The organism is Kitasatospora sp. NPDC023176 (assembly GCF_055560495.1).
This window is the reverse complement of record NZ_JBVHIP010000012.1, coordinates 156,732-169,851: the sequence shown is the minus strand read 5'-3', so window position 1 is coordinate 169,851 and position 13,120 is coordinate 156,732. Positions and strand designations below refer to the sequence as shown.

At 73.5% G+C, this 13,120-nt stretch carries 9 protein-coding genes and 1 pseudogene; 6 read left to right on the top strand and 4 right to left on the bottom strand.

Features of this window, described 5'->3' with window-relative positions:
- The first annotated feature begins 13 nt into the window (after window positions 1-13).
- A complete protein-coding gene (locus ACZ3YL_RS19195; protein WP_188303896.1) occupies window positions 14-529 on the top strand; it encodes a MarR family winged helix-turn-helix transcriptional regulator in 516 nt (171 codons plus the stop codon).
- Between the two features lie 36 nt (window positions 530-565).
- On the opposite strand, the gene ACZ3YL_RS19190 is transcribed toward ACZ3YL_RS19195, so the two are convergent.
- Window positions 566-1,387: a hypothetical protein gene (locus ACZ3YL_RS19190; protein WP_465658626.1), complete on the bottom strand. Its 822-nt coding sequence runs from the start codon at window positions 1,385-1,387 to the stop codon at window positions 566-568.
- Window positions 1,388-1,519: 132 nt separating this feature from the next.
- A pseudogene (locus tag ACZ3YL_RS19185) lies at window positions 1,520-1,942 on the bottom strand (NUDIX hydrolase).
- Between the two features lie 198 nt (window positions 1,943-2,140).
- Here ACZ3YL_RS19185 and ACZ3YL_RS19180 point away from each other — a divergent pair.
- The 3 genes from ACZ3YL_RS19180 (at window position 2,141) to ACZ3YL_RS19170 (ending at window position 4,530) form a co-directional block, all read left to right on the top strand.
- Window positions 2,141-3,370 (top strand): helix-turn-helix domain-containing protein, encoded by a 1,230-nt coding sequence (locus ACZ3YL_RS19180; RefSeq protein WP_465658624.1) that lies wholly within the window; start codon window positions 2,141-2,143, stop codon window positions 3,368-3,370.
- A 150-nt stretch (window positions 3,371-3,520) separates the two neighbouring features.
- On the top strand, window positions 3,521-3,946 hold the full coding sequence (locus ACZ3YL_RS19175; protein ID WP_465658622.1) for an ATP-binding protein: 426 nt from the start codon (window positions 3,521-3,523) through the stop codon (window positions 3,944-3,946).
- A 14-nt stretch (window positions 3,947-3,960) separates the two neighbouring features.
- Entirely contained in the window at window positions 3,961-4,530 is a 570-nt protein-coding gene (locus ACZ3YL_RS19170) for a hypothetical protein (RefSeq protein WP_465658620.1), read from the top strand.
- Between the two features lie 141 nt (window positions 4,531-4,671).
- On the opposite strand, the gene meaB is transcribed toward ACZ3YL_RS19170, so the two are convergent.
- Both meaB and ACZ3YL_RS19160 read right to left on the bottom strand, forming a co-directional pair.
- Window positions 4,672-5,628, bottom strand: a complete 957-nt coding sequence (meaB, locus tag ACZ3YL_RS19165) for a methylmalonyl Co-A mutase-associated GTPase MeaB (protein ID WP_465658619.1) — start codon at window positions 5,626-5,628, stop codon at window positions 4,672-4,674.
- A 97-nt stretch (window positions 5,629-5,725) separates the two neighbouring features.
- Window positions 5,726-6,934, bottom strand: a complete 1,209-nt coding sequence (locus ACZ3YL_RS19160) for an acetyl-CoA C-acetyltransferase (protein WP_465658617.1) — start codon at window positions 6,932-6,934, stop codon at window positions 5,726-5,728.
- A gap of 254 nt (window positions 6,935-7,188) precedes the next feature.
- Between ACZ3YL_RS19160 and mce the strand changes: the two genes are divergently transcribed.
- Window positions 7,189-7,632 carry a methylmalonyl-CoA epimerase gene (gene mce, locus ACZ3YL_RS19155; protein WP_188303893.1) on the top strand — a complete coding sequence of 148 codons (444 nt, stop codon included), beginning with the start codon at window positions 7,189-7,191 and terminating at the stop codon, window positions 7,630-7,632.
- A 575-nt stretch (window positions 7,633-8,207) separates the two neighbouring features.
- A complete protein-coding gene (locus ACZ3YL_RS19150) occupies window positions 8,208-13,034 on the top strand; it encodes a hypothetical protein (RefSeq protein ID WP_465658615.1) in 4,827 nt (1,608 codons plus the stop codon).
- Window positions 13,035-13,120: the final 86 nt, after the last annotated feature.

Below are 13,120 nucleotides of genomic sequence, written 5' to 3'. Positions count from 1 at the left end.
TATGCTGGGCCCCATGGATACGCACACGATCGAGACTGCGGACAACCCTGACCCGCGGCCCGAGGAGGAGACTCCCTGGCTGACCGCCAGGGAGCAGCGGATGTGGCGCGCCCATCTGGAGGTCGCCAAGCTGCTGGACTACCAGCTCAGCCGCGAACTCCAACCCCACAACCTGGCGATCAACGACTACGAGATCCTGGTCGTGCTCTCCGAAGCGCCGGACCACCGGATGCGGATGACCGACCTCGCGACCGCCACCCTGCAGTCCAAGAGCCGGCTCTCCCACCAGATCACCCGGATGGAGAACGCCGGCCTGGTGCTGCGCCAGGAGTGCCCCGGCGACCGCCGCGGCCTCTACGCCCACCTCACCGAGCAGGGCTGGCAGACCATGCAGCGGGTCGCCCCCGACCATGTGCGCAGCGTCCGGGCCCACTTCATCGACCGCTTCACCCCGGAGCAGCTCGACGCCATCTACGAGGCCCTGGCCCCCGTCGCCGACCACCTCCGCGGCCTCCGCGGCCGCTCCTAGGCCGACGGCCCCGCCGCCCGACCGCCCCGCCCGCGTTTACGTGACCACGAGGAGCCCGCGCCCGCGCAGGGCCGCGCGGGCGCGGGCGAGGCCATCGGCGATGACGTCAGCACCGGTGCCGACCGCCGTACCCCTGGTACCGAGGCCTGCACAGGAGCGGCAGATCCCCGGCAGCGGCACCGGATCATGGCAGGCACCGCACTCGGCGTAAGCAGTCGATGGGGCTGCCGCTCGCTGTGGCGGGAGCTTGCGTTGCAGGCGGTCGCGGAGGATCGCCACCGGGGAGTGCATCGGCTGCGGCAGTCCGGGAAGCAGTGCGTGGGCCAACTCGGCTTCGCCGCTGCCCTGTTCCAGCCATCGGGCGACGAGGGGAGCCAGCGTCCGCGCCTCGGCCTCGCCGAGGCGCAGCCGCGGCTCGGGCCGGATCACCCGGAACAGCGTGGCCACCGCGGTACGGGTCCGTTCATCCGGGAGGGTGGGTTCTTCCCCCGGGTCCTTTACGGGAGGGGTGACAGCGCGGCCGGTGCCCCGCCCACCGGCCGCCGGGCGGGGGACAGCCGGTGTCAGTTGCGGGGTGTCGAAGACATGGGCCTCGGAACGGACGGTGCCGTCGGCCATCCGGACGGTGTCGACCCGGTAGTACCCGGCGTCCTTCAGCTCCTTGAGCGCCCGCCGGACGGCCCCGCGCCCCTGCGGGCTGCTGTCCGCCATCTGCCGACCGTCCTCGCGCCACCCGTTCGGGCGGGAGAGCAGATCGGCGAGCAGGCCTCGGGCGGTGTAGCTGAGCCGACGGTCCTGCAACAGGCCGTTGGGAAGGACGGTGAACGAGCGCGCACGGGCGCTACGATGAATCTGCATGGGGAGTGTGAGCTCCTGTGCCGGACCCCGGAGCGTTGGCGCGCTGCCGGGGTCAACTATGTTCTGTTGACCATGCGGAAAGTAGCACACCAACTACGCGCAGTGCCAAGCTTTCCCGAAATCCGCAGCTGGTCACAGCAGCTGTCGGCCGTCGTGGGTCCGGATGCTCGGTGCCATGTCGTCCCGAAGCGCGTCCAGGACGCGTACCGCATAGACCTCGGCCATGCGGTCCGAGACCTCGGCCGGTGTGAGCCAGTCGACTTCGACCGACTCGTCCGAGAGTCACACTGCCCCGCTCTCCGGTCGACAGCGGAAGACGAGAGCGACGATCCCTCGGCTCACGTTCTTGTACACGCCGGTCAGCCGATCCACACCGACCTTGATCCCGGTCTCCTCGTAGACCTCGCAACGCACGCCGTCCTCGACAGCCTCGCCAACCTCCAGCACGCCACCCGGAGGTTCCCAAGTCCCGTTGTCAGCTCGGCGAATCGCCAGCACCCGGCCGTCCTCGCGTACCACCACCCCCGCGACGGACACCGAGTGGAGCGGCAGCATCTTTCCTCCTCCGGCATCCTCGGCTCCATCCAGTACTTCACGGATGCCCCCGAGCTTATGGTCGACTCCACATCCAAGCACTGGTTGCGAGCCCCGGCGGCAGTCGGCCTGTGACGCGACCGACCCCAACGCGGTAGCTTCCTAGTGGCACCGCAGCCCATGGAGCGGGCGGGCGGGCGTGACCGCAGGAGGACTGCCGTGCTGGAGGAGCGCGAGTCGATCGGCAAGCGAGTGCGGCGAGCTCGGCTTCGACTGGGCATGCCCCAGGCCGACTTGGCCGTTGCCATCGGCAGGACCCAGGGCTGGGTGTCGAAGGTCGAGAAGGGGGCGATCGAACTCGACCGGGCCAACATCATCAACCAGCTTGCGGCAGCACTCCACTGCCACCCCAACGACCTCATAGAGCGTCCGTTCGTCGCAGGCAAGGCCTCGGAGAACCAATGGCAGGTGTCAGCGGCGGCCATCGTGCGAGAGCTTCGCCGATATGACCTCACTCCGGTCTTCGACGGCACGCCCCGGCCGTCGGTCGAGCTGTGGCACGAAACCGAGCGCCTGCACCGGCTCCGAGACGCGGCAGCCAACGTGGCCATCCTGACGGCGCTTCCGGACATGCTCCGCGAGTCGCGGGCCTTGGCCGAGGTATCCACCGGCCACGAACGCGAAGAAGCGTTCGCGATCTATGCGATCGAGTGCAAGTTCGCTCACACGGCTGCCCATGTACTCGGGCATCCCGAGCTGGTCGCCATGGCCTGTGAGCGGGCCGCCTGGTCCGCCCGACTGTCCGGCGACCCGGTGATGGAGGCCGTCGCGGACTGGATGCGCGTGTGGGACATGTGGGCCACCGCCGACTGGGACGACGCACTGGCCTTGTCCGACAAAGCACTTCGGCTTGTCGAGGACCAGTACCGAGTCAGCGACCCACTGGCTGTGCGGGCTTGGGGAACATTCCACTTGCGCGCAGCCGTGTCGGCTGCGCGCGCCGGCTACCGACTTGAGGCCGAGGACCGCATCCAGCAGGCGCACACCGCAGCTGAGTTGATGGTCAGACGGACCGGGCCGATCTTCGACCGGCACTCGCTGACCTTCTCCAAGGGCAACGTTCAGATCCACGCCGTGTCCGTCCAGCTGGAGATGGGCGATCACGCCCGGGCGCTAATTCTCAACGAGCGTGCCGACCCGGCGAAGGTTGCCGCACTTCCAGGCTCCAGGCAGGGCCACCACCACATGGATCTGGCCCGCGCCTGGCTGTGGGACGGCAATCGAAGCAAGGCACTCCAGGCTCTGGAAACGGCGGAGAGGATCGCCCCACAGCTCGTCCGCAACCATCCGATCGCCCGCGCCACACTGCGGAAGATCGTCTATGCCGAGCGCTCAGCCACTCGGGAGAAGCTTCGTCGCATGTCGGACCGCTTCCACCTGGACGGATAGGGCAGTATTCCGCCGATTCATATTCAGCTGTAGTCAAGCACTTACTGTCTGTATTTGCGAACGGACGGCCCACCGCCATCAAGGGCGCACAGGGCCCTGAGCCTCCGTGGACACCTCGCCTACGACACTGCTGCCTTGGGGTACTTCGCCATGCCCGAAACCTGCCGCCGCCCCCGTATGTTCGCCGCCCGGCTCGACTCCTGCGTCGAATCCACGCCTCTGGCCCGGCACTTGCTCCGCGCCTACCTCGCCGCCCTCCCCTCCGGCGAGCGCTACCGCGACATCGCCGAACTCCTCCTCGGCGAGCTCTTCGCCAACGCCGTCCAGCACACCGATGCCCCCACCGACCGCCTCGTCGAAGTCCGCTTCGCCCTCGTCTCCCACCACCTCCGCATCGAAGTCCACGACACCGGCACCGGGCGCCCCACCCTCCGCACCCCCACCCCCGCTGACGAACACGGGCGCGGCCTCTTCCTCGTCAACGAGCTCGCCGCGCGCTGGGGCTGCTGCCCCCGGGCCGGCGGCATCGGCAAGTTCGTCTGGGCGCTGGTCGCCCCCGCCCTCGCCACCGCCTGAAAGCACCCACGCCGATGCTCCCTCCCCTCCCGACCCTCGCCCGCCACGCCCTCGACCGGGGACTGACCCCCGCCGAGGCGTATGCCGTCCTCGCCCACCGCTCCGGCCAGCCCCTGCCCGCCGCGCGCGCCGTCTGCCTCGCCCTCTCCATCCCGCTCGCCGAGGCCACCATCCGCCTCGACGACTGCCACGACACCCTCCTTGCCGACCCCCGCCCGGGTTCCGAAGCCGACGTCGGCGAACTCCTCGAAGCCCTGGGCGTCTTCGACGTCCCGAAGGCCCTCACCGCCACGGACCTCGCCGTCGTCGACCTCTTCCTCACCGCCATCGACGCCATGGGCGGCATCCGCCCCGGCCACCACCACGGCCTCACCCGCTGGTTCACCACCGGCAACCTCACCACCGCCTACCTCTCCCTCGCCGCCGCCCGCCCCCTCCCCACCACCGGCAACCCCGCCCAGTACTGGACCACTCTCGTGACCGCCGGCGAACTCCTCACCACCCAACCCAGCCTCGACCCCCGCATCAAACCCGCCCTCACCCACTGCCGCACCCAGGCCACCCGAACCACCGCCACCCCCTGAACACAGGAGATCGGCCCAGCCGACTTCCTACGCAGCGGGGCCGGACAATCCCGTCGCCGCTTCGGCATTTGCCGAAGCGGCGACGGGGGCGGCAGAGCTCTGGGTGGGGTGGGGCTGTGGCGACCGCCCCTTCGTGCGGGTTCAGGCCGTGGTCAGGCCGGCGACGAGTTCGTCGGCCGCGCCGTACGGGTCCAGGTCCCCGGTGGCCACCCGCTCGGCCAGGCCGGCCAGGTGGCGGTCGCCGGAGAGGTCGCCGATCCGGGCGCGGAGTTCGGCCAGGGCGATGGCCTCGATCTCCTGGGCGGCCCGGCGGCGGCGGCGGGCCGCCAGTTCGCCGGTCTCCTCCAGCCAGGCGCGGTGCTTCTCCAGCGCCTCGACCACCTCGTCGACGCCCTCGCCGCGCGCCGCGACGGTCTTGACGATCGGCGGGCGCCAGTCCCCCGGCTCGCGGGCCTCGCCGAGGCCCAGCATGTGGTTGAGCTCCCGGGCGGTGGCGTCGGCGCCGTCCCGGTCGGCCTTGTTGACCACGAAGACGTCGCCGATCTCCAGGATGCCCGCCTTGGCGGCCTGGATGCCGTCGCCCATCCCGGGGGCCAGCAGCACCACGGCGGTGTCGGCCTGGGCGGCGACCTCGACCTCGGACTGGCCCACGCCGACGGTCTCGACCAGGATCACCTCGCAGCCGGCCGCGTCCAGCACCCGCAGCGCCTGCGGGGCCGCCCAGGAGAGCCCGCCGAGGTGCCCGCGGGTGGCCATCGAGCGGATGAACACCTCGGGGTCGGTCGCGTGGTCCTGCATCCGGACCCGGTCGCCCAGCAGCGCCCCGCCGGAGAACGGCGAGGACGGGTCGACGGCGAGCACCCCGACCCGCTTGCCGAGCCGCCGGTAGGCGGAGACCAGCGCCGAGGTGGAGGTCGACTTGCCGACCCCGGGCGAGCCGGTCAGGCCCACCGTGTACGCCTGCCCGGTGTACGGCGCGAGCGCGGCCATCGCCTCCCGCAGCTGCGGGGCGGCGTTCTCGACCAGCGTGATCAGCCGGGCGACCGCCCGCGGCCGGCCCTCCCGCGCCTGCTCGACCAGCGTGGCGACATCGATCATCAGGATCTCCTTGCACAGATGCCGGCGGTTGTCGGCAGATGCCGAAGGGGCCGCGGACCACTTGTGGCGGTCCGCAGCCCCGAGGGTTCAGAGCAGATCAGGCCTTGGGGCCCTGCTCACCGGGAACGCGCACGATCAGCGCGTCGCCCTGGCCGCCGCCACCGCACAGCGCGGCCGCGCCGACCCCGCCGCCGCGGCGCTGCAGCTCCAGCGCCAGGGTCAGCACCACGCGGGCGCCGGACATGCCGATCGGGTGGCCGAGCGCGATCGCGCCGCCGTTGACGTTGACGATGTCGGCGGAGACCCCGAGGTCCTTCATCGACTGGTGGGCGACGGCCGCGAAGGCCTCGTTGATCTCGATCAGGTCGAGGTCGGCGACCTCCAGGCCCTCCTTGCCCAGCGCGTGCTTGATCGCGTTGGACGGCTGCGACTGCAGCGAGTTGTCCGGGCCGGCCACGTTGCCGTGGGCGCCGATCTCGGCGATCCAGGTCAGGCCCAGCTCCTCGGCCTTGGCCTTGCTCATCACGACGACCGCGGCGGCGCCGTCGGAGATCTGCGAGGAGGTGCCGGCGGTGATCGTGCCGTCCTTGGTGAAGGCCGGGCGCAGCCTGGCCAGGCCCTCGACGGTGGTGTCGGCGCGGATGCCCTCGTCCTGGCTGAACAGCACCGGCTCGCCCTTGCGCTGCGGGATGGCGACCGGGACGATCTCGGCCTCGAAGACGCCGTCGGCCTGCGCCTTGGCGGCCCGCTGGTGGGAGGCGGCGGCGATCTCGTCCTGCACCTCGCGGGAGATGCCCAGGCGGGTGTTGTGCTTCTCGGTGGACTCGCCCATCGGGATGTTCTCGTAGGCGTCGGTCAGGCCGTCGTACGCCATCGCGTCGAGCACCTCGACCGCGCCGTACTTGTAGCCCTCGCGGGACTTCGGCAGCAGGTGCGGGGCGTTGGTCATGGACTCCTGGCCGCCGGCCACCACGATGTCGAACTCGCCGGCCCGGATCAGCTGGTCGGCCAGGGCGATGGCGTCCAGGCCGGAGAGGCAGACCTTGTTGATGGTCAGCGCCGGGACGTTCATCGGGATGCCGGCCTTGATGGCCGCCTGGCGGGCCGGGATCTGGCCGGCGCCGGCCTGCAGCACCTGGCCCATGATCACGTACTGGACCTGCTCACCCGTGATGCCGGCCCGCTCCAGCGCGCCCTTGATCGCGAATCCGCCGAGGTCGGCACCGGAGAAGCCCTTGAGAGAGCCGAGCAGGCGACCCATCGGGGTCCGCGCACCGGCAACGATCACAGAGGTGGTGTTGGTCATGGGACGGGCCCCTTCGCACGTCGTGGCCAGGTGAGGATGCGCTCAGGGTACTGACCCGTTTTCCGCCCGTCACCGGAGCGACGGTGTGATCGAGCGCACTGGCACCATCCAGTCAACACCGTGTCAACACGGTCCGGGTGAACGTCCGGGTGAAGGCCGGGGTGTGAGCAGGCTCGCACCTCCGGCACTGGCGCCGGCTCCGGACCGTACGCTGCACTGGGTGCCACTTTCCGTCCACCGCCCTGGAGGTCGCCATGCTGACCCGAATCGACCACATCGGCATCGCCTGCCGGGACCTCGACAAGACCGTCGAGTTCTACCGCGCCACCTACGGCTTCGAGGTGTTCCACAGCGAGGTCAACGAGGAGCAGGGCGTCCGCGAGGCGATGCTCCGGATCAACGGGACGGACGACGGCGGCGCCTCGTACCTCCAGCTGCTGGAGCCCACCCGCCCGGACTCCACCGTCGCCAAGTGGCTGGAGAAGAACGGCGAGGGCGTGCACCACATCGCCTTCGGCACCGCCGACGTGGACGGCGACGCCGAGGCGATCCGCGGCAAGGGCGTACGGGTCCTGTACGACGAGCCCCGGATCGGCTCGATGGGCTCCCGGATCACCTTCCTGCACCCGAAGGACTGCGGCGGCGTGCTGACCGAGCTGGTCACCTCGGCCCAGCCGGGCGGGCCCGAAGAACACTGAAACCGGCCCCGGTGCCGCCCGCCCCCCGGGCGGCCCACCGTGCCGCACCCGCCCCGCTGGCGCTCGGCAGCCGCCTCACGGAGCCGGGCACCTCCTGAATTCGCCTCGCTACGCGCGGCCGTCACCCCTAGCGACCCGTCAGTAACGTGGTCCGGCGGCCGGAAAACCCCGACGTGGCCATTCCCCCGTGGTGCGCTCCCACTACAATGCCCAGGTGCGCGAAGACTCCGGGGGACGGAGACGACGGGCACGGCCGATGACAGGCCTGTCCGCCCTCCGGTGGTCGGCCCGTCGCAGGGGAGTCCAGTACGCGGGCACGGCTGAACAGTCGCAAGACGGATCTGTCACCATTCTCCACAGGCAAGAGTTCGCCCAGGAGTCCACCCGGACGGGGGAACGCGGCACGCCCGCGCTCCCACGACCAGGGCTCCGACGACCGCAGTGGACGGCCCCGGCTTGGTCTGGGGATGTCCGGTGGCTGCGGATGCAAGGACCAGTCGGACCGGCACCCGGAACACGGGGGCCACGGACCGGCCGGGTCGAGGACGCGACCAGGAGATGGATGGGACCGCGGAGTGCGGGGCAACGACCGCTACGAGGTTGACGATCACCTCTCCCAGTTCGAGGCCGAGATGGGTCGGACTCGGAAGGAGCGGGACAAGGCAGTCGAGCATGCCGAGGACCTCGCCTACCAGGTGGAGGTGCTCCGGGCCAAGCTGCACGAGTCCCGGCGCATGCTTGCCCAGCCGCGCGCCTTCGACGCCGTCTCCGGCCAGGCCGAGCAGCTGCTCCGCACCGCCGAGATGCAGGCTCAGCAGCTGCGCGCCGACGCCGAACGCCAGCTGCGCGACTCCCAGGCCGCCACCCAGCGGATCATGGCCGAGGCCGCCGAGCGCACCGCCCGGCTGGAGGCCGAGCTCGCCGCCCGCCGCCGTCAGCTGGAGGACGAGCTCGCCGAGCTGCGCCGCGCCGCCGAGCAGCACGTCAACGGCTGGGCCGAGCAGACCCGGGCCGGCTCCGAGCAGGAGGCCCAGCGCCTGCTGCAGGACGCCCGCGCCGAGTCCGAGCGGATGGTCGCCGCGGCCCGCGCCGAGGCCGCCGCCCTGTCCGACCACGCCCGCGCCCAGACCGCCGCCGACGTGGACGCCGCCCGCGGCGAGGCCCACGCCGCCGCCGAGGCCGCCCTGCAGAAGGCCCAGAGCGACGCCGAGCGACTGCTGCGCGCCGCCTCCGAGCACGCCCAGCAGGCCGGTGCCCAGGCCGCCGCCGACGTGGACGCCGCCCGCGGCCAGGCCCAGCTGGAACTGGCCGCCGCCCATGCCGCCGCCGAGCAGCAGCTGGCCGCCGCGCAGGCCGAGATCGGCCGGCTCAAGGAGCAGGCCGCCGCCGAGCAGGCCCGCGCCGAGCAGCAGCTCGGCGCCGCGAAGACCGAGATAGAGCGGCTGCGCGCCGAGGCGATCGGCGAGGCCGAGCGCACCCGCCGGGAGGCCTCCGAGCTGCGCGCCCAGGCCGAGCAGGCCGCCGAGCAGCTCCAGGCCGACGCCGAGGCCGCCGCCGAGCGCAAGGTCGCCGACGGCGAGGCCGCCACCGAGCAGCGTTCGCAGACCGCCCGGGCCGAGATCGCCCGCCTGGTCGCCCAGGCCACCAAGGAGTCCGAGGCGATCCGCGCCGAGGCCGAGGCCGTCCGGGCCGAGGCGGCCACCAGGCAGGCCGAGGCGGACGCCGCCAAGGCCGCCGCCGCCGAGGAGGGCGAGCGGCTGCGGGCCACCGCCGAGTCGGTCGCCGCCCAGCTGAAGGCCGAGGCCGCGGCCGCGATCGCCGAGCTGCGCGCCCAGGCCGACCGGGACGTGGCGGAGCTGCGGGCCCAGGCCGCGGCCGACGCCCAGCGGCTGCGCGGCGAGGCCGAGGAGGCGGGCCGGGCGGCCGGCGCCAAGGACGCCACCGTCCACCTCGCCAAGGCCGCCAAGACCGCCGAGGAGGTGCTCGGCCGGGCCAACCAGGACGCCGAGGCCGCCCGCGGCGAGGCCTCCGCCGAGGCCGAGCGGATCCGGGCCGAGGCGCACGCGGAGGCCCAGCGGCTGCGCGAGCAGGCCCAGGCCGCCGTGGAGCAGGCCCAGAACGCCGCCCTGGACGACGCCGCCGCGATCCGCGAGCGGATCGAGCAGATGCAGGACGAGGCGGCCCGGCTGCGCGCCGAGGCCGAGGAGCTGCGCGCCCAGGCCGCCGCCGAGGCCGACCGGGCCCGGAGCGACGCCCGCCGCCAGGCCGTCCTGCAGATCGAGGAGTCGGCGAAGAACGCCGAGGAGCTGCTCACCAGGGCCAAGGCCGACGCGGACGAGCTGCGCGCGGGTGCCGCCGGGGAGATCGAGCGGCTGCGCGAGCAGGCCCAGGAGCAGGCCGCCGAAACCCAGGGCCGGGCCGAGCAGACCCTGGCCCGGGCCCGCGCCGAGGCCGGGAAGATCACCTCCGCGGCCGAGCAGCAGGGCCAGGACGCCCTGGCCGCCGCCAAGGCCGCGGCCGCCGAGAACCGCACCGCCGCCGAGCGGGAGACCGCCGAACTCCGGCGCACCGCCGCCGAGTTCGATCAGCGGGTGCGCTCCGAGGCGAACGCCGCCGCGGAGGCCGTGACGGCCGAGGCCCAGGCCGAGGCGAACGCCGTCCGGGACGCCGCGGTCGCCGACGCCGAGCGGGTGCGCACCGAGGCCGACACCGAGGCCGCCCGGACCAGGGCCGAGGCCGAGGCCGCCGCGAACGCGCTCGGCGAGGAGAGCCGGCGCGCGCACGAGGAGGCCGCCGCCGAGCTGCACCGCGAGCGCGAGGAGACCGCCGAGCAGCTGGCCGGCGCCCGGACCGCCCGCGAGCAGGCCGAGCAGGGCGCCGCCGAGCTGACCGAGCGCACCGCGCGGGAGACCGCCGAGGTCCGCGAGGCCGCCGAGGCCTACGCCGAGCGTGTCCGGACCGAGGCCGAGCGGACGGCCGCCGACCTCACCGAGCGCACCGCCGCCGAGACCACCGAGCTGCGCACCGACGCCGAGGCCTACGCCGACCGCGTCCGGACCGAGGCCGAGCGGACGGCCGCCGACCTCACCGAGCGCACCGCCGCGGAGACCACCGAGCTGCGCGAGAGCGCCGACCGGTACGCCGCCGAGCAGCGCGCCGAGGCCGAGCAGGCCGCCGCCGAACTGCGCGCCCTCACCCAGCAGGAGACCGCCCAGCACCGCGAGAGCGCCGAGGCGTACGCCGACCGCGTCCGCACCGAGGCCGAGCAGCACAGCACGGAGCTGCGCGCCGAGGCCGAGCAGTACGCCGTCGACCGCCGCACGGAGGCCGACGAGCTGCTGGAGCAGGCCGGCACCGCCGCCGAGCAGCGCCGGGCGGAGGCCGCCCAGGACGCCAAGGCCACCCGGGAGAAGGCCGCCGCCGAGCTGGCGCTGGCCAACGAGCAGGCCGAGACGGTCCGGGCCGAGGCCGGCCGGGAGCTGTCCGAGGCCCGGGCCACCGCCGAGGACATCCGCGCCGAGGCCGCCGCCGAGCTGGCACAGGCGCGCGCCGACGGCGAGGACCTGGTGGCCGCCGCCCGCGCCGAGGGCGCCGCGCTGGTCGCCACCGCCGAGGAGGAGGCCGCCGAGGTCCGCCAGTCGGTGGCCGGCCTGCACGAGGCCGCCGCCGATCAGATCGCCGCGCTGCGGGCCACCGCCGAGCAGGAGGCCGCGGACACCCGTGCCCTGGCCGAGCAGGACGCCGCCGAGGCGCGCGCCCTGGCCGAGCGGGAGACCACCGAGCAGCGCGAGCTCACCGACCGGGAGACCGCCGAGCAGCGCGAGGCCGCCGACCGGTACGCCGCCGAGGTGCGCGAGCTCGCCGACCGGGAGACCGCTGAGCAGCGCGCCCTGGCCGAGTACGAGACCGCCGAGCAGCGCGAACTCGCCGACCGCGAGACCGCCGACCTGCGGGCCCGCACCGAGGCCGAGACCGCCGCCCTGCGCGAGCACACCGAGCTGGAGCTCACCGCCGAGCGCGAGGCCGCCGAGGCCGACCTCGGCCGCCGCCGGGCCGAGGCCCAGGCCTACGACGAGCAGCTGCGGGCCGACGCCGAGGCCGAGCTGCGGGCCGCCCAGGAGGCCGCCGAGCAGCTGCGCGCGGACGCCGCGGCGCAGGCCGCCCGTACGGTGGCCGAGGCCGACGCCCAGGGCCTGCGGACGGTCGCCGACGCCGAGGAGCTGGCCGCCAACCTGCGCGCCGAGGCCGAGGAGTACGCCCTCGCCACCCGCTCCCTGGCCGACGAGTACGACGCCGCCGCCCACGCCCGCGCGGACGCCTACGACGCGGAGACCCGGGAGGCCGCCGAGCAGTTCGACAAGGCCACCCGCGAGCGGGCCACGGCCGTCCTGGAGAAGGCCTTCGCGGACGCCGAGTCGCTCGGCGAGGACGCCCAGACCACCGCGCTGGCCACCACCGCCGCCGCCGAGGAGCAGGCGGACGCGATGGTCGCGGCCGCCCGCAAGGAGGCCGACCGGCTGGTCGCGGCCGGCGAGGCGGCCGGTCAGGCCGAGGTCGAGAAGGGCCGCGCCGACGCCGACGCGCTGCTCGCCGAGGCCCGCCGGGACGCCACCGCGATCCGCGAGCGCGCCGAGGAGCTGCGCGAGCGCACCGACGCCGAGGTGGAGGCGCTGCACGAGCGGGCCCGCAAGGAGAACGCGGCGGCCATGAAGTCGGCCGGCGAGCGGGTGGACGCGCTGGTGACGGCCGCCCAGGAGCAGCTGACCGAGGCCGAGGAGCAGGCGGTGGCCACCGTGGCCGAGGCCGAGGAGCGCGCCGCCGCCCTGGTCGCGGCCGCCGAGGAGCGGGCCGCCGAGCTCACCTCGGAGGCCTCCGCGGAGGCCAGCAAGGTCCGGCTGTCCGCCGTCCGCAAGGCCGAGGGCCTGCTCAAGGAGGCGGAGACCAAGCTCGCCAACTCCACCGACCGGGCCGAGTCGCTGATCGAGAAGTCCGAGGCCAAGCTGCGTTCGGCCGAGGCGGAGGCCGAGGAGCGGCTCGACAGCGCGGCCACCGAGGCGGAGAAGCGGCTGCGCGACGCCGACCGCACCGCGGACGAGCAGGTCGAGCTGGCGAAGGCGGAGGCCGAGCGGCTGGTCGCCGAGGCGAAGGCCGAGGCCAAGCGGGTCACCGACGAGGGCCGGCGGGAGCTGGACGAGCTGGTGCGCCGCCGCAAGGACATCAACACCGAGATCTCCAGGGTCCAGGACGTGCTCTCGGCGCTGGAGGCGTTCGAGGCACCGTCACCGGTCGCCCAGGCCAACGGGGGAAGCAACACCAAGAAGGACGGGGGCGCCAAGGCCGGTGCCGGAGTGGGCTCCCCCCGGTCGGGTGGCAATCGCTCCAAGAACGCACCACCCGATTGAGCGGACATTGGCGGTCATTGTCCGTGAGACAACGGCATTTCGCCGTCGACACTCCGGTACCGTGTCAGGATTCCCTCAACCACCCC

Bases quoted from the DNA above. Each gene is read 5' to 3' on its own strand.
- ACZ3YL_RS19195 (WP_188303896.1), top strand. From the start codon at position 14: ATGGATACGCACACGATCGAGACTGCGGACAACCCTGACCCGCGGCCC.
- ACZ3YL_RS19190 (WP_465658626.1), bottom strand. From the start codon at position 1,387: ATGCAGATTCATCGTAGCGCCCGTGCGCGCTCGTTCACCGTCCTTCCC.
- ACZ3YL_RS19175 (WP_465658622.1), top strand. From the start codon at position 3,521: ATGCCCGAAACCTGCCGCCGCCCCCGTATGTTCGCCGCCCGGCTCGAC.
- ACZ3YL_RS19170 (WP_465658620.1), top strand. From the start codon at position 3,961: ATGCTCCCTCCCCTCCCGACCCTCGCCCGCCACGCCCTCGACCGGGGA.
- meaB (WP_465658619.1), bottom strand. From the start codon at position 5,628: ATGATCGATGTCGCCACGCTGGTCGAGCAGGCGCGGGAGGGCCGGCCG.
- ACZ3YL_RS19160 (WP_465658617.1), bottom strand. From the start codon at position 6,934: ATGACCAACACCACCTCTGTGATCGTTGCCGGTGCGCGGACCCCGATG.
- mce (WP_188303893.1), top strand. From the start codon at position 7,189: ATGCTGACCCGAATCGACCACATCGGCATCGCCTGCCGGGACCTCGAC.